The following is a 15,858-nucleotide window of genomic DNA, read 5'->3' as shown; positions in this document are numbered from 1 at the left end:
AAACTAAAATAGCGAGAAGAGTTTTGAAACTACGTATATTTCTTTTATTTCTGTTTCTGTCTTTATTCCGTGCTCAGGCAGATGTCATCGACAGTTTGATGACGCATCCCAGAGACTCCATAGCTCTGACAAGTGACTCCCTTGTATTACGTTTCTTATCGGAGTCAGGGATTCCTATATCCGACAATAACAAGGTCAGATTACTGAAAAGCGGACGAGAAAAATTCATTGATTTATTCAGCGCCATCCGCGACGCCAAACACCACATCCATCTGGAATATTTCAATTTCCGCAATGACTCTATAGCCAATGCGCTGTTCGACCTGCTGGCCGAAAAAGTGAAAGAAGGCGTGGAAGTACGAGCCATGTTCGATGCGTTCGGCAACTGGTCGAACAATAAACCGCTCAAGAAGAGACATCTCAAAAAAATACGAGAGCAGGGAATCGAGATTGTCAAGTTCGACCCGTTCACCTTTCCCTACATCAATCATGCGGCACACCGTGATCACCGCAAAATAGCCGTCATCGACGGTGAAGTCGCCTATACGGGAGGAATGAACATCGCCGACTACTACATCAACGGACTCCCCAAAATCGGTACATGGCGTGATATGCACATGAGAATAGAAGGCGATGCCGTCAATGACCTGCAAGAAATATTTCTTACCATATGGAACAAGGAGACTAAACAAAATATTGGCGGCGAAGCATACTTCCCCAAGCACAAGGAGCAGTCGGACAGCACCAATGTAGTCGTCGCCATCGTAGACCGCACACCGAAGAAAAACAGCCGTATGCTCAGTCATGCTTATGCCATGTCGATCTATTCGGCACAGAAAAACGTGCACATCGTCAACCCGTATTTTGTGCCCACATCCTCCATCAACAAGGCGCTTCAACGCACCATCGAACGAGGTGTGGATGTCACGATTATGGTTTCTTCTGCCTCCGACATCCCGTTTACTCCGGACGCCGCCCTCTACAAACTTCACAAACTGATGAAAAGGGGGGCCACCGTCTATATGTACAATGGCGGTTTCCACCATTCCAAAATCATGATGGTCGACGATATTTTCTGCACGGTAGGCACCGCAAACCTGAACAGCCGCAGCCTCCGGTACGACTACGAGACGAACGCTTTCATCTTTAACAAGGAAATTACAGGCGAACTGAACGAAATGTTTCGGAACGATATAGAACACTGTACGCAGCTAACACCGGAATTCTGGAAAAAGCGCTCACCGTGGAAGAAGTTCGTCGGATGGTTTGCCAATTTATTCACGCCATTTTTGTAATTTTGCATCGCACCAACTTATTGGAAAATTATTCGCTATGAAACAATATTTAGATTTACTCAATCGCGTATTAACTGAAGGAACTGAGAAAAGTGACCGTACAGGAACCGGAACGATCAGTGTGTTCGGACATCAGATGCGTTTCAACCTCGACGAGGGTTTCCCGTGTCTGACCACCAAAAAACTGCATCTGAAATCAATCATCTACGAGTTACTCTGGTTTCTGCAAGGTGATACGAACGCGAAATATCTGCAAGAACACGGTGTACGCATCTGGAACGAATGGGCGGACGAGAACGGTGATTTAGGGCATATCTATGGCTATCAGTGGCGTTCGTGGCCCGACTACGACGGCGGATTCATCGACCAGATCAGCGAAGCGGTAGAGACGATCAAGCACAATCCCGACTCCCGCCGTATCATTGTCAGCGCCTGGAATGTAGCCGATTTAAAGAATATGAACCTGCCTCCCTGTCATGCCTTCTTCCAGTTTTACGTGGCAGACGGTCGGCTGAGCCTGCAACTTTACCAGCGCAGCGCGGATATATTTCTCGGAGTCCCGTTCAATATCGCATCATATGCACTGCTGCTACAAATGATGGCGCAGGTGACAGGACTGAAAGCGGGTGAATTTATCCATACACTTGGCGATGCCCATATCTATCTGAACCACTTGGATCAGGTCAAATTGCAGCTTAGCCGCGAACCACGCGCATTGCCTCAAATGAAAATTAATCCGGATGTGAAGAGTATCTATGACTTCCAGTTCGAAGACTTCGAACTGGTGAACTACGACCCGCATCCACATATTGCCGGAATAGTAGCGGTATAAAACCATGAGTAAAATATCAATTATTGCCGCCGTAGACCGCCGAATGGCGATCGGCTTTCAGAATAAACTGCTTTTCTGGTTGCCCAACGACTTGAAACGCTTCAAGGCACTGACTACCGGAAACACCATCATAATGGGAAGAAAAACCTTCGAATCGCTGCCGAAAGGTGCGTTGCCCAATCGCAGAAACGTTGTGTTATCCACCCGTCCGGATACGGTATGTCCCGGTGCGGAAGTCTTCCCGTCGCTGGAAGTCGCCCTGCAAAGCTGCAAGGAAGATGAGCACGTCTATATAATAGGTGGCGCAAGCGTCTACCAGCAGGCACTTCCTCTTGCCGACGAACTTTGTCTGACGGAAATAAATGACGTTGCTCCCGAAGCCGATGCCTTCTTTCCGGAAGTATCTCCGGCTCAATGGCACGAAAAAAGCAGAGAAGCTCATCCTGTGGATGAGAAACATCTCTGCCCGTATGCTTTTGTAGATTACGTGAAACAGTAAGCTATTTTATTCTGTACGATTAATCTTCGTCTTCAATGTCGACCATAATCGGCATCTGCCGCTTTATGGCTTCATGGAAAGAGATCAATGTCTCCGTACGCGCCAACCCCAAAGGTTGCAATTTATCATGTATGATACTCAGCAAATGGTGATTGTTCTTAGCGTAAATCTTGATAAACATATCATATTTACCAGTAGTGAAATGACACTCTACTACTTCCGGAATGGCTTCCAAAGCTCTCGTTACAGAATCAAAGGATTCCGGATCTTTCAGATATATACCAATATAAGCACAAGTTTCATATCCTATCTTCTCAGGATCGATCACATATTCCGATCCTTTCAATATTCCCAGATTAGTCAACTTCTGAATGCGCTGGTGGATAGCCGCCCCGGAAACGTTACACGCTCTTGCTACTTCCAAAAAAGGAATACGCGCGTTCCCTGCTATTAATTTCAGAATTTGCTCATCTAAAGCATCTAATTGATGATGTCCCATTTTTGAATCAAATTGTTTTAATCAATGAATCTTTCATGCAAAGTTAGCTATTTTTCGGCAACAAATACTATGATTTATTACTTTTATTTGCAAATATCGAATAAGTCAACAATAGTTTGTACCTTTGTAAAAAACATAAATATACTATTTATATGAAACAAATTTGCAGTATTCTTCTTTTTTTCCTGATTTCGGCAGGAAGTTATGCGCAAAACTTTGCAGATTATTTTCAGAATAAGACGTTGCGGGTAGATTATATCTTCACCGGAAACAATAAGCAGCAAGCGATCTATCTGGACGAGCTGTCTCAGCTTCCCTCCTGGGCAGGTCGTGAACATCATTTGTCCGAACTTCCGCTCGAAGGCAACGGGCAAATTATCGTCAGAGATCTCGCCACCCGACAGTGTATCTACAAGACTTCCTTTTCTTCTCTGTTTCAAGAGTGGCTGTCCACCGATGAAGCCAAGGAGACAGCCAAAGGCTTCGAAAATACATTCTTGCTTCCCTACCCCAAACAGCCGGCAGAGGTAGAAATCGTGCTGTTCTCTCCCCGCAAGGAAGTGATGACCAGCTTCAAGCACATTGTCCGTCCGGACGATATCTTGATTCATAAACGGGGAACATCGCACGTCACTCCACACCGGTATATGCTTCAGAGCGGTAACGAAAAAGAGTGCATAGATGTCGCTATCCTGGCAGAAGGCTACACGGAAAAGGAAATGGATTTATTCTATCAGGATGCGCAGAAAGCCTGCGAGAGCCTGTTTTCGCACGAACCGTTCCGGTCGATGAAAAACAAGTTCAACATAGTGGCTGTAGCCAGTCCGTCGATTGACAGCGGAGTCAGTGTTCCCCGCGAAAATCAATGGAAACACACGGCTGTTCATTCTCATTTCGATACTTTTTACTCGGACCGTTACCTGACTACAAGTCGGGTGAAGGCCATCCACAACGCTTTGGCCGGCATTCCTTATGAGCATATTATTATCCTTGCCAATACGGATGTGTACGGAGGCGGAGGAATTTACAACTCATATACGCTGACTACCGCTCATCATCCGATGTTCAAGCCTGTAGTGGTCCATGAATTCGGACATAGCTTCGGAGGCTTGGCGGATGAGTATTTTTATGATGACGATGTAATGACGGACACGTATCCGCTGGATGTAGAGCCGTGGGAACAGAACATCAGTACACGGGTAAATTTTGCCTTGAAATGGGAAGATATGCTTGCACCGAATACGCCTGTCCCCACACCTGTAGCACAACATCAAAACTATCCGGTAGGTGTATATGAAGGTGGCGGTTACTCAGCCAAAGGTATTTACCGTCCGGCATTCAATTGTCGCATGAAAACGAACGAATATCCTGAGTTCTGCCCGGTATGCCAGCGTGCTATCCAGCGGATTATTGAGTTCTATGTCCCTTAATTAAAGGCAGATGTAGGAATTCTTTTTCTTTTAGAATTCCTGTCTGACTCCTGACATAGTAACATCTCATAGTATCATATAACTGATATAATATAACACCCGATAGAGTATAACATTTGGTATAGCAATACCGGGTATAGCAACAAAAAACAATATTGTCAAACTTAAAACCCAAACCGTATGATCAGATTTCAACCGATCACCACATCGGACGTACAACATTACAAATTTATGGAAGAGCTTCTCGTCGAATCGTTTCCACCCGAAGAATATCGCGAACTGGAACATCTTCGCGAATATACAGACCGGATAGGTAACTTCCATAATAATATCATTTTTGACGATGACCTGCCCATTGGCTTTATCACATATTGGGATTTCGATGAATTCTATTACGTAGAACACTTCGCTACCAATCCGGCATTGCGCAACGGAGGTTACGGAAAACGCACATTAGAGCATTTATGTGAGTTTCTGAAACGCCCCATTGTACTGGAAGTAGAACGCCCGGTAGAGGAGATGGCCAAACGCCGTATCAACTTTTACCAACGCCACGGATTTACACTGTGGGAAAAAGACTACTACCAGCCGCCGTATAAAGAAGGAGACGATTTCCTGCCTATGTATCTCATGGTACACGGCAACCTGGATGCAGAAAAGGATTATGAAGGGATAAGACATAAACTCCATACAATCGTTTACGGAGTCAAAGAATAAAGAAACAAAAGAATCGGAAGAAACATACTTCGGATAGATTTTAGATCATATCCGGCAGACGAAGTTCAGACATAAAGTCTGCCTCTGCCGAAGAATAATAAACAGAGAAGCTAAAAGAGAAGCTAAAAAGAAAGGGCGTCCAATTGCTTGGACGCCCTTCTCTATATATCAATTAACTAATTATTTCTCACCACGTTTAGTAGAAGAATAGTTAATCTTCAAAGCGTAAGATTTTCTAAGAGCATTCTTCACGTCTGTGATAATACCCATTTTAGTCTTTTGGTCTACTTTCAGAGACACAGTCATCTTAGCTTGGTCACCCTCATTCATACTTGCACGTTCCTGGAAAATGAAGTCTTGTACTTCGCCAACTTCAGCATAGCTGTCGTTGAGCTGAATACGACTTTCAGTACCCATTTTCGCACGATATTCCTGAGTCGGTTCACCCACATAAATGAATGTTACCAGCGATTTCTTCTCCAGTTTTTCGAGTTCAGTACCTACCGGAAGTGTAAACTGTACCTTTAATGTTACCTCGCGCATTGTTGTTACAATCATAAAGAAGAACAACAAAGTAAAGATAAGGTCAGGCAACGAAGAAGTATTCAATGCCGGCATTTCACGTTTACCAGTTTTATTAAATTTTCCCATTACTTACTTCCTTTTTTCTCCGTATTTTTTAGGTTCTGCCTCAGAAATTCTCTGCGGATAGATTTCACGAATTGCTTTTTGCTGTTCGTCGTTCAATTCCGCATAAGGTCTTTGCCATTTCTGAAGGGCCAGTTCATCTCTCAATTCATTGTATGCAGCAACAAGTTCGTTCTGCACGCTGATGTATGCCTGATAAGAAGATCCACGGTCATTCTGCAAAGAAATTACATGCTTGTCGTTAACGAGAGTCGTACCGAAAAACTCCACATTCTTCTGTGTCTTTTCAGGCATGTGCTCTGCATTGCCGGCATTAGCAATAAATTCTTTAGCTTTTTCCCTTAGTTGCTCAACACCGATATAATCATTACCGCACATCAAAGCATCATCCTTATTCAGGTATACCTGCAAAATGTTACGTTCTTTGATCTTATCTGTATTCTGTTGATCTTGATCTTCGGGTGGTGGAGGCAAAAGTCTTGCCAAACCACGGTCCGTATCCATTGATGTTGTAATCAAGAAGAAGATCAGCAACAAGAAAGCGATATCCGCCGTAGAACTTGAGTTAATATCAGGAACTTTTCTTTTTCCTCTTGCCATTGTAATTACTTATTAAATTGAGTATCCTCAATTGATTATGATATTTTTTTCTTTATGCCACTTGCAATGATTGCAACGATTGTTACAAACAACAAGATGTAGATGGAATAAAGGAACATATCAGTTAATTTCAGCCAGAAAGGAACGTTGTCAGTACCGTCATAACCTGGGATATTCATCGGTGTTCCATCACCTGCAGCCCAAGCAATCACTAAAACAACAACCAAAAGAACCAAACCAAGCAATGACTTAATTGCATTTGCAGGGCTATCTTTCAAAGCTGCTCCAAATTGGAATACAGCAGCAACTACTGTAGCAGCAACAGCCAAACCAAATAACCCATAAATGAGCATCAGTAAGGCATTTGTGTTTGCCGGTTGCCACATTTCAGGATCTACTCCCGCAATGACATCTGCTCCTTGAGCATCACCACCCAGGTAGAAAAGCCCCAGGACAATGAGGATGATGGCAAACATCGCATACAGTGCGTAATACGATACTTTATATGATAACTTACTCATTTCGAATTATTTTTTGTATTTCAGATCATATTTGATTACCATGTCAAGCAAAGAGATAGAAGAGTCTTCCATTTCGCTTGTAAGAGCTTCAATCTTAGCAAGTACGTAGTTGTAGAATACCTGAAGAATCAAAGCAACGATCAAACCGAAAATAGTTGTAATCAAGGCAACTTTCATACCACCTGCAACAACCGTCGGAGAGATATCACCTACCTGCTGGATCTTATCAAATGCCTGCACCATACCGATTACAGTACCCAAGAATCCGAGTGACGGAGCCATAGCGATAAACAGTGTGATCCAAGAACATCCTTTTTCAAGGTAACCAGCCTGTACACCACCGTAAGATACTACTGACTTCTCAACTACATCGATACCTTGGTCGATTCTCATCAAACCCTGGTAGTAGATAGAAGCAACAGGACCTCTGGTGTTACGTGCGATGTCTTTAGCAGCTTCAACATCACCTTTTTCCAAAGCAGCTTCGATAGATGCCATGAATTTTTTTGTGTTGATTTCAGCCAAGCTCAAATAGATGATACGTTCGATACAGAAAGCCAAACCGATAACCAAAGCAATAGCAACCAAACTCATGAAAGATGCAGTACCTTCGATGAATTTAACTTTGATTTCTTTGTGAATACCACCTTCTTCTGCAGCAGGAGCAGCGGCCGGAGCAGCTTGAGCAGCAGCAGGAGCAGCTTGTTGTTCAGTTTGTTCTGCTGCAGGAGCGTCTTGAGCCTGAGCAAGTTGAATTGAGCCAAATGTAAAGGCCCCAATCACAGCAACAATTGCAAATAACTTTTTCATTGTGTGTCTAATTTTTAAGATTAATTAATTGATTATTATTTATTGTATTTACTTCACGTTTCAACTTTTGTTCTGCGGAGAGACGGGGATTCGAACCCCGGATACACTTTTGGCGTATACACGCTTTCCAGGCGTGCCTCTTCAACCACTCGAGCACCTCTCCTTATGAGTTTTCCGCATTTTCAGCTACAAATGTATCCTTTTTTTTCTTTTCCTAAAGCATTATCCCTTTTTTATCTTAAATAAATACTGCAAATTAATATAATTTAAAACCTTTGGAACCTTATTTGACCATTCCGAACACTTTTAGCGCATTTTCGGAAGTGGCTTGTGAAAGGTGCTCCGGGGTGGTCCGATAAATTTCTACCAGTTTCAGGAACGTATCACGCACATTCGCACTTTCATTCCTCTTCCCCCGATTGGGGGCCGGGGTCAGATACGGTGAATCCGTTTCGAGCACAATCCGCTCCAAAGGCACTGTCAGCAAAGTATCCGGCAGTGAGGACTTTTTAAATGTGACCACTCCATTGATTCCCAACATGAAACCGCCAAATTCAAGCAACCGGGCCGCTTCTTCGGCATTTCCGGTGAAACTATGAAAAATACCGGTCAAAGCAGTGTTTTTATAGGGCTCCATTACCTTATATATATAGTCGAATGCCTCCCGCGAATGAACCACGATGGGCAATTTATATTCGAGCGCCCATTCTATCTGTTTCTCAAAAACGTACAGTTGTTCGTTCAGAAAGGTTTTATCCCAATACAAATCAAGCCCAATTTCGCCAATGGCTACAAAGTTATTGGGTGCTTCCAGACGCTCCCGGACGATTGACAGTTCCTGACGGTATGACTCGTTCACCGAGGTAGGATGCAGTCCGATCATCGGATAACAGAAATCCGGATAATCCGCGCAAACCGACAGCATGGGTTCAATCGTCGTACTGTCAATGTTGGGCATATAAATACGCGAAACACCTGCCTGACGTGCACGTTCCATCACCTGCGGCAGGTCATCGGAAAATTCTTCTAAAAAAAGATGGGAATGAGTATCTATTAACATGACAATTCGCTTTCTTCTTTTACTTTTTCGTTGGAGCGGTAGTAATATACCAGCCCATAGTCACGACATTTTTCCAACCGGGCTTCATTGGGGTTCACTTCCTGGAATTTTGTTTCTACCTGATTCCAGATATCCAGAATCAGTTCATCTGCCCGGTCACGCATCGAAGCCAGCTCATCCAGACTCCGGTTGGTGGCGGACTGGTAACTCTTCTGACGTTCGTAGCTATCCAGAAAAATATCATAATGCACTTTTACGCGCGCAATAGTCGGGTTATAAATGGGGATTCCCCCTTGTGAGGTTCTCCGCTGCTCTCCTTCAATGATCTTTCTCCCCCACTCTACCAAAGCTGCTTCGCTTAATAAATCCGGTACCACATTCGCTTCCGGAAGATCATAAAGTTCTTTATGCACCGATTTGATTTCATCGCGAAGCACCGCGAGGTTGAGTACTTGAATAAAATGGGATATATACAGCCGTGCCATCCGCACATTTGCCTGATGCTTGCGACTGGCTCTCGACTGGTTGTCATAACATTGGGTATAGTAAATCTGCGCAGCTTCAAACTTCAGCAGAAAATTACGGGCTTCGAATAATGTTTTCAGTGAGATAGCCAAGTCCCGCACATTATACACGTCACCCTTCTCGACCGCTGCTTTCAGCGCCCGTACTCTGGCTTGATCCGTATTTGGCAATCGTCTGTAAGGCATTTCCCACCAACTTTACTACATTTCCCGATACATCAGTAATTTCACTAAATTCTTAAGTTCTTTCTTCTTCTCTTCTGCAACTGCAACTGCTTCAAGACTCTCCATAGCCAGCGTATAATATTCGCGCATTTTGTTTTCACAAACGCTGCGGATAGTCAACTGATTATAAATCTCCGTCACTGCCGCTATCTTTTCTGCCGGCTGACAGTTGTCTGCATTCAGCCAGCGATTCAGTTCTTCCAGCTGTTCTCCGTTTGCACGTTCCAGTGCTTTGATCAGCATATATGTCTTCTTATTGCAAAGGATGTCTCCACCGATTTTCTTTCCGAACACTTCCGGATCGCCATAAACATCCAGCAAATCATCCTGTAACTGGAATGCAACCCCTATCTGCATACCAAAATTATAAAGATTCTCCGCATCAGCGGCAGACGCTCCTGCCAGAATCGCACCGATCTTCAGACTTGCGGCAAGCAATACAGCCGTTTTCAGACGAATCATTTCAATATATTCGTCTTCCGCCACATCGTTGCGCGACTCAAATTCCATATCCAACTGCTGCCCTTCACAAATTTCCAACGCAGTCAGACTAAACAAATCAATGACTTCTTTCAAATGCTCGGGCGCACAACCGGCTACATACCGGAAAGCCAGTATCAGCATGGTATCACCCGACAAAATAGCTGTGTTATCGTTCCAGACCTTATGCACAGTCGGTTTTCCTCTGCGCATATCCGAACGATCCATCAGATCATCATGCAACAAAGTGTGATTATGATAAACTTCGATACCGGTAGCAGGATCGTAAATTGATGAAACATCTTCCTTATACAAGTTATATGCCATCAGCATCAATACAGGACGAATCCGCTTTCCTCCCAGAGAAAGGATGTATTCGATTGGTTCGTAGAGTCCTTCCGGAGTCCGGGTTATCTGAATTTCAGATAGGTGGTTGTTTATTTTATCAAGTAATTGAGAAGCTGTAAACATGATGAAAACAAAGATTAATGAATAAAAAGAGGCTGCATTCGCAGCCTCTTAAATGTATGAGTGTTACAAATTACTGCAATCTGAACATTACAGGAACTGTAAATTTAACGCGAACCGGTTTACCACGCTGCATACCTGGTTTCCATTTCGGCATCGTGTTGATCACACGGAGAGCTTCTTTATCCAGATACGGGTCTACACTGCGTACAACTTTTGCATCTACGATACTACCGTCTTTGTTAACAACGAACTGTACGATAACACGACCTTGAGTACCATTTTCCTGTGCGATAGTCGGATATTTGATATTTTTAGCCAGATACTGCATCAATGCTGCCTGTCCACCCGGGAAGTCCGGCATGTTTTCTACAACTTCGAAGATAGTCTGTTCTTCCGGCTCTTCCTCAACTACTTGTACCGGTACGTATTTTACTTCCACTTTCGGTGTGTTATCCTCATTAAGGATGGTAGTTGATTCTTCAATATCTGCCTGGTCATCGACAATTTCCAGCAATTCGGCCACCTTCGGTGCCTCGGGTGGTGGTGGGGTCGCTTGTTCAGGGGTTTCGGTAATAGGAATGATTTCCTCTTCAAAAACAACATCAGCTACAGCCTGGCTTGTATCGATTTTCACGTCACGCTGGGTCCATTCGAACGCCACGAACATAAAAGCCAATACCACCACGTAACCGATCAGCAGCCATGTGGATTTCTTTCCTTCCAGGTCTGCCTTGGGTGATTTTTTAACTTCCATAATTTTGTTAATATAATGATTAATAAAAAAAAGTGTCTTCCTATGTGTCTCTGGGCAAATATACTACATTTTCAGATAACCGTCCGTTTCTTTGTATCTTTTTATCCGGCTTTTTAACTTTTTTAATTCTTTCATACTCATTCAGTTGCTTTTACAGTCAAATCTATGGCTGATTTTCAAAATAAGCGTATCTTTGGCGGACAAATATAAGAAGCAGATAATATGAAAAAGATAACAATCGCAATCGACGGCTTTTCCTCCTGCGGAAAAAGTACAATGGCCAAAGATCTCGCCCGCGAAGTAGGATACATTTATATAGATAGTGGGGCAATGTATCGCGCAGTCACCTTATATAGTATTGAAAACGGGATATTTAACGGAGACGTTATCGATACGGAGAAGCTGAAAGAAGCAATCCGGGATATCCGGATTACTTTCCGCCCCAATCCGGAGACGGGACGTCCGGACACCTACCTCAACGGGGTGAACGTAGAGAATAAAATCCGTACAATGGGGGTTTCGTCCAAAGTCAGCCCTATCAGCGCACTCGATTTTGTACGCGAAGCGATGGTAGCACAGCAACAGGCCATGGGTAAAGAAAAAGGGATTGTGATGGACGGACGGGACATCGGAACCACGGTTTTCCCGGATGCGGAACTGAAAATATTTGTTACGGCCACACCGGAGATTCGTGCCCAACGCCGTTTTGACGAACTGAAAGCAAAAGGCCAGGAAGGCAGTTTCGAGGAAATTCTTGAGAACGTAAAGCAACGGGATTACATCGATCAGCATCGTGAAGTGAGCCCATTGCGCAAAGCGGACGACGCTCTGCTGCTCGACAATTCCAATCTGAGCATCGAACAGCAGAAGGAATGGCTGTCGGAACAATTCGGGAAAGTAGTAAAGGAATAGAGGATAGAAATCGAGTGTATGATTAAAGTAGAGATAGACGAAGGTTCCGGCTTCTGCTTCGGCGTGGTCACAGCCATCCACAAGGCGGAAGAAGAACTGGCAAAAGGAGAAACGCTCTATTGCCTGGGAGATATTGTACACAACAGCCGGGAGGTAGAAAGGCTGAAGGCAATGGGACTGATTACGATCAACCGTGATGAATTCAGACAATTGCGCAATGCCAAAGTATTGCTTCGCGCACACGGAGAGCCACCGGAGACTTACCAGATCGCCCACAAGAATAATATCGAAATCATCGATGCAACCTGTCCGGTCGTACTGCGGCTTCAAAAGCGCATCAAACAAGAGTTCCGGAAGGAAGATTTTGAAGAAAAGCAAATTGTGATCTACGGCAAGAACGGTCATGCAGAAGTGCTGGGACTGGTAGGGCAGACCGGCGGTCAAGCCATTGTCATCGAAAGTGCGGAAGAAGCCAAAAAGCTGGATTTCACTAAAAGCATCCGCCTTTTCTCACAGACCACAAAGTCTCTGGACGAGTTTCAGGAGATTGTAGAATACATCAAACTCCACATTTCACCGGATGCCACTTTCGAATATTACGATACAATCTGCCGGCAGGTAGCTAACCGTATGCCCAATCTCAGGGAATTTGCGGCAACGCACGATCTGATTTTCTTCGTCAGCGGGAAAAAGAGTTCGAACGGAAAGATGCTTTTTGAAGAATGCCTGAAAGTAAACGCCAACTCACATCTGATTGATAATGAGAAAGAAATCGATCCCACTTTACTCCGGAATGTGAAATCCATCGGCGTATGCGGAGCGACTTCCACTCCCAAATGGCTGATGGAAAAAATACATGACCATATCCAGCTATTGATAAAAGATTAAAAAGAAAGATAGAAGAGACAATTTGAATATTTTTAATGGTTTCGACACACGAAAAAAAACTTATGAAACACTGCTTTCAACTTTTTGTTGTACATTTGCCACGTCAAACTAATTAATGAAAGATTGTTATGGGAACAGTTAAATGTATCGGTATTTTGACTTCGGGAGGTGATGCTCCGGGAATGAATGCGGCCATCCGCGCAGTAACACGTGCAGCTATCTACAACGGACTACAAGTAAAAGGTATATATAGAGGATACAAAGGTCTGGTGACAGGCGAAATCAAAGAGTTCAAGAGCCAGAACGTAAGTAATATCATCCAACTGGGTGGAACCATCCTGAAAACAGCCCGCTGTAAGGAGTTCACCACACCGGAAGGCCGCCAGCTGGCTTATGATAATATGAAAAGAGAAGGCATCGATGCTTTGGTGATCATCGGTGGTGACGGTTCGCTGACAGGCGCCCGAATCTTCGCACAGGAATTCGATGTTCCATGTATCGGACTTCCGGGAACGATTGACAACGACCTTTACGGCACGGATACCACTATCGGATATGATACCGCATTGAACACCATTCTGGATGCAGTAGATAAAATCCGTGACACCGCCACTTCACACGAACGTCTGTTCTTTGTAGAGGTGATGGGACGTGACGCCGGATTCCTCGCTCTGAACGGCGCCATTGCTTCGGGAGCCGAAGCAGCCATTATTCCGGAGTTCAGTACGGAAGTCGACCAACTGGAAGAATTTATCAAGAACGGATTCCGCAAATCCAAGAATAGCAGTATCGTACTGGTAGCGGAAAGCGAACTGACAGGCGGTGCCATGCACTATGCGGAACGTGTGAAAAACGAATACCCGCAATACGATGTGCGTGTGACGATCTTAGGACACTTGCAGCGCGGTGGAAGCCCTACAGCTCACGACCGCATCCTGGCAAGCCGTTTGGGTGCCGCTGCCATCGACGCTATCATGGAAGACCAGCGCAACGTGATGATAGGTATCGAGCACGATGAAATCGTCTACGTACCATTCAGCAAAGCTATCAAGAATGATAAGCCGGTCAAGAGAGATCTGGTCAATGTATTGAAAGAACTTTCTATATAATAAAGGTAATACATTCATATAAGGTAATATAAAGAACGGTGGACGCAATGAGAGATTCAATGGTCCACCGTTCTTGTTTCAATAAAGCTATCACTATTTCCAGGAGTCCGAACCGATATACCGGCATTCTTTCAAGCAATATCTCTTTTCCCCGCGGCAGATAAAGCGATCGTCTTTTCACGCTTTCTCTTATTTATCATTTTCTTAATCCACAAATAATAACCGGTCAACGGCAAGGAAGCGCCCACTAATGCAGCCAAAAAAGTAAGTATACGTGTCGTCATACCTCCCCAGTTGCCTACATGAACAGAGTAAATCCAACCGCGTATTTTTCCTGCCTTATCCTGATGCTGATAAAGACTCGTCTCTGTAAATTCACCATTTTCCGTATTAAATGAATAACGGTCAGCAGCACGTTGATTCCCCAAACGGTCGAAAGCAACGCTAGCCGTACCGGAGGAAACACTGATCTGTTTGTATGCCGGATTCTGAAGACTCAGCTTGTCATATATTTCCTGCCAATAAGCAAAGGCAGAAACAACAGGCTTTGGCTGTTCAGTTTGCTGGTGTTTCCAATGTCTGCCGCCCTCATGCAGGTTGCCTTCCTGCCGTTCACTTTGTGAATAATCTGCGGATAAGCCTTCCTGTTTTTCTCGATGCGGCCTGTCCGGACGACCTCTTCTGCCACTTCCACGTTCTTCGGCATTCTCCCGTCCTTCAGTTTCAGCCTTCGGCTTTCCATCCTGCAAAGCCAGTCGGGCATCTCCTTTGGAAGTGCTTTCTTTCTGCCCGTGCCCATGCCCGCCCTGCTGCTGCACTTCCACGCCAAAAACTTTATAAAAGGCTGTCCGATACCAAGTGAAAGACCACGTCAGTCCGGTCAGCGACATAGCCAGCAGAAGAACCAGCGCATACATTCCTCCCGCCACATGCAAGTCATACCAAAACCGCTTCCAGCCTTTCGTGCCCGATATCTTCAGACTATTTTTCAATGCCTTACGTGTACGCGGCCACCAGACAATGATTCCGGAAATCAAGACTACGACAAACATCAAAGTGCTGACGCCTACAATCATCTTTCCCCAGAAAATCCCCTCACCTCCCGGATTCATACTATCCAGCAACCAGCGGTGCATCCGAAACATAAACGCAAAAAAACCGCTGCGCTGATTCTTTCCGGTAATCTCGCCCGTATACTGATCGACATACACCGAAGAACGGCGGGGTTTGGAAAGACTCACCTGATAAGTGCGTTCCGGATCAGAGGAAATGCTGACACCTGACACAGAAACATCGTCGGGCAACGTGGCAGCCACCTTTTCCAACAACTGATCAACCGGTAACGGAGCTGCCTCAACCTGTTTCACAAAGTAAAGTTCCGGCCACATCAGTTCATTTACCTCATTCTCGAACACCAGCATGGCGCCGGAGAAACAGATAAGCGTGATTATTATTCCGAAGGGGACTGAGAGCCACAAATGAATTTTTCGAAAAAACTTTCTCATTGTATTTGTATGGGTTACTTTTGGCACATTTACATTTGCAGTATTAAATATCACAACAAAATATAAGTGTATATTTGAA

At 44.5% G+C, this 15,858-nt stretch carries 18 protein-coding genes and 1 tRNA gene; 8 read left to right on the top strand and 11 right to left on the bottom strand.

Translation table 11 applies throughout. The features are described 5' to 3' along the window. Nucleotides 1–23 precede the first annotated feature (23 nt). Genes cls through KTR07_RS13525 form a run of 3 tightly spaced genes read left to right on the top strand, consistent with a single transcriptional unit; the run spans nt 24 to nt 2,626 of the window. Complete coding sequence (cls, locus tag KTR07_RS13535; protein WP_008766459.1) at nt 24–1,295, top strand: cardiolipin synthase; 1,272 nt, start codon at nt 24–26, stop codon at nt 1,293–1,295. 37 nt (nt 1,296–1,332) lie between these two features. Continuing rightward, entirely contained in the window at nt 1,333–2,127 is a 795-nt protein-coding gene (locus KTR07_RS13530; protein ID WP_008761063.1) for a thymidylate synthase, read from the top strand. Between the two features lie 4 nt (nt 2,128–2,131). Continuing rightward, a complete protein-coding gene (locus KTR07_RS13525) occupies nt 2,132–2,626 on the top strand; it encodes a dihydrofolate reductase (protein ID WP_008766460.1) in 495 nt (164 codons plus the stop codon). Nucleotides 2,627–2,645: 19 nt separating this feature from the next. On the opposite strand, the gene KTR07_RS13520 is transcribed toward KTR07_RS13525, so the two are convergent. Then, nucleotides 2,646–3,125, bottom strand: a complete 480-nt coding sequence (locus KTR07_RS13520; protein ID WP_008761061.1) for an Lrp/AsnC family transcriptional regulator — start codon at nt 3,123–3,125, stop codon at nt 2,646–2,648. 152 nt (nt 3,126–3,277) lie between these two features. Between KTR07_RS13520 and KTR07_RS13515 the strand changes: the two genes are divergently transcribed. Both KTR07_RS13515 and KTR07_RS13510 read left to right on the top strand, forming a co-directional pair. Then, complete coding sequence (locus KTR07_RS13515) at nt 3,278–4,555, top strand: IgA Peptidase M64 (RefSeq protein ID WP_008766461.1); 1,278 nt, start codon at nt 3,278–3,280, stop codon at nt 4,553–4,555. Between the two features lie 180 nt (nt 4,556–4,735). After that, nucleotides 4,736–5,272, top strand: a complete 537-nt coding sequence (locus KTR07_RS13510) for a GNAT family N-acetyltransferase (RefSeq protein ID WP_008766462.1) — start codon at nt 4,736–4,738, stop codon at nt 5,270–5,272. A 180-nt stretch (nt 5,273–5,452) separates the two neighbouring features. On the opposite strand, the gene KTR07_RS13505 is transcribed toward KTR07_RS13510, so the two are convergent. The 9 genes from KTR07_RS13505 to KTR07_RS13465 all read right to left on the bottom strand — a co-directional run bounded on the left by KTR07_RS13505 (nt 5,453) and on the right by KTR07_RS13465 (nt 11,365). Beyond that, nucleotides 5,453–5,923, bottom strand: coding sequence for a biopolymer transporter ExbD (locus KTR07_RS13505; RefSeq protein WP_008761058.1), 471 nt, complete (start codon nt 5,921–5,923; stop codon nt 5,453–5,455). A gap of 3 nt (nt 5,924–5,926) precedes the next feature. Next, nucleotides 5,927–6,520 (bottom strand): biopolymer transporter ExbD, encoded by a 594-nt coding sequence (locus KTR07_RS13500; RefSeq protein WP_008761057.1) that lies wholly within the window; start codon nt 6,518–6,520, stop codon nt 5,927–5,929. Nucleotides 6,521–6,555: 35 nt separating this feature from the next. Continuing rightward, nucleotides 6,556–7,041: a hypothetical protein gene (locus KTR07_RS13495; RefSeq protein ID WP_008761056.1), complete on the bottom strand. Its 486-nt coding sequence runs from the start codon at nt 7,039–7,041 to the stop codon at nt 6,556–6,558. Between the two features lie 6 nt (nt 7,042–7,047). Then, nucleotides 7,048–7,851, bottom strand: coding sequence for a MotA/TolQ/ExbB proton channel family protein (locus KTR07_RS13490; RefSeq protein ID WP_008766463.1), 804 nt, complete (start codon nt 7,849–7,851; stop codon nt 7,048–7,050). Nucleotides 7,852–7,926: 75 nt separating this feature from the next. Continuing rightward, nucleotides 7,927–8,014, bottom strand: a tRNA-Ser gene (locus KTR07_RS13485). Nucleotides 8,015–8,134: 120 nt separating this feature from the next. After that, the gene (locus KTR07_RS13480; protein WP_011108111.1) at nt 8,135–8,911 is read right to left on the bottom strand and encodes a TatD family hydrolase; all 777 of its coding nucleotides are present in this window, start codon (nt 8,909–8,911) and stop codon (nt 8,135–8,137) included. Further along, nucleotides 8,905–9,621: a hypothetical protein gene (locus KTR07_RS13475; protein WP_011108112.1), complete on the bottom strand. Its 717-nt coding sequence runs from the start codon at nt 9,619–9,621 to the stop codon at nt 8,905–8,907. Before KTR07_RS13475 ends, KTR07_RS13480 begins: the two co-directional genes overlap by 7 nt. A 15-nt stretch (nt 9,622–9,636) precedes the next feature. Next, nucleotides 9,637–10,611 carry a polyprenyl synthetase family protein gene (locus tag KTR07_RS13470; protein ID WP_011108113.1) on the bottom strand — a complete coding sequence of 325 codons (975 nt, stop codon included), beginning with the start codon at nt 10,609–10,611 and terminating at the stop codon, nt 9,637–9,639. Between the two features lie 70 nt (nt 10,612–10,681). Then, nucleotides 10,682–11,365 carry an energy transducer TonB gene (locus tag KTR07_RS13465; protein ID WP_008761051.1) on the bottom strand — a complete coding sequence of 228 codons (684 nt, stop codon included), beginning with the start codon at nt 11,363–11,365 and terminating at the stop codon, nt 10,682–10,684. Between the two features lie 222 nt (nt 11,366–11,587). On the opposite strand from KTR07_RS13465, the gene cmk reads away from it, so the two are divergent. From cmk to pfkA, 3 genes are all read left to right on the top strand, one after another. Continuing rightward, nucleotides 11,588–12,277 carry a (d)CMP kinase gene (gene cmk, locus KTR07_RS13460; protein ID WP_008761050.1) on the top strand — a complete coding sequence of 230 codons (690 nt, stop codon included), beginning with the start codon at nt 11,588–11,590 and terminating at the stop codon, nt 12,275–12,277. 18 nt (nt 12,278–12,295) lie between these two features. Then, nucleotides 12,296–13,165: a 4-hydroxy-3-methylbut-2-enyl diphosphate reductase gene (locus tag KTR07_RS13455; RefSeq protein WP_011108114.1), complete on the top strand. Its 870-nt coding sequence runs from the start codon at nt 12,296–12,298 to the stop codon at nt 13,163–13,165. Nucleotides 13,166–13,293: 128 nt separating this feature from the next. Beyond that, nucleotides 13,294–14,274, top strand: a complete 981-nt coding sequence (pfkA, locus tag KTR07_RS13450; protein WP_008761048.1) for a 6-phosphofructokinase — start codon at nt 13,294–13,296, stop codon at nt 14,272–14,274. 131 nt (nt 14,275–14,405) lie between these two features. On the opposite strand, the gene KTR07_RS13445 is transcribed toward pfkA, so the two are convergent. Beyond that, nucleotides 14,406–15,779, bottom strand: coding sequence for a PepSY domain-containing protein (locus tag KTR07_RS13445; protein ID WP_062694591.1), 1,374 nt, complete (start codon nt 15,777–15,779; stop codon nt 14,406–14,408). Nucleotides 15,780–15,858: the final 79 nt, after the last annotated feature.

The organism is Bacteroides sp. MSK.20.82 (assembly GCF_019052485.1).
GTDB classification, from domain to species: Bacteria; Bacteroidota; Bacteroidia; order Bacteroidales; family Bacteroidaceae; genus Bacteroides; species Bacteroides thetaiotaomicron.
Note: the sequence above shows the minus strand (reverse complement) of the source record. Positions and strands in the feature narration are given on the sequence as shown.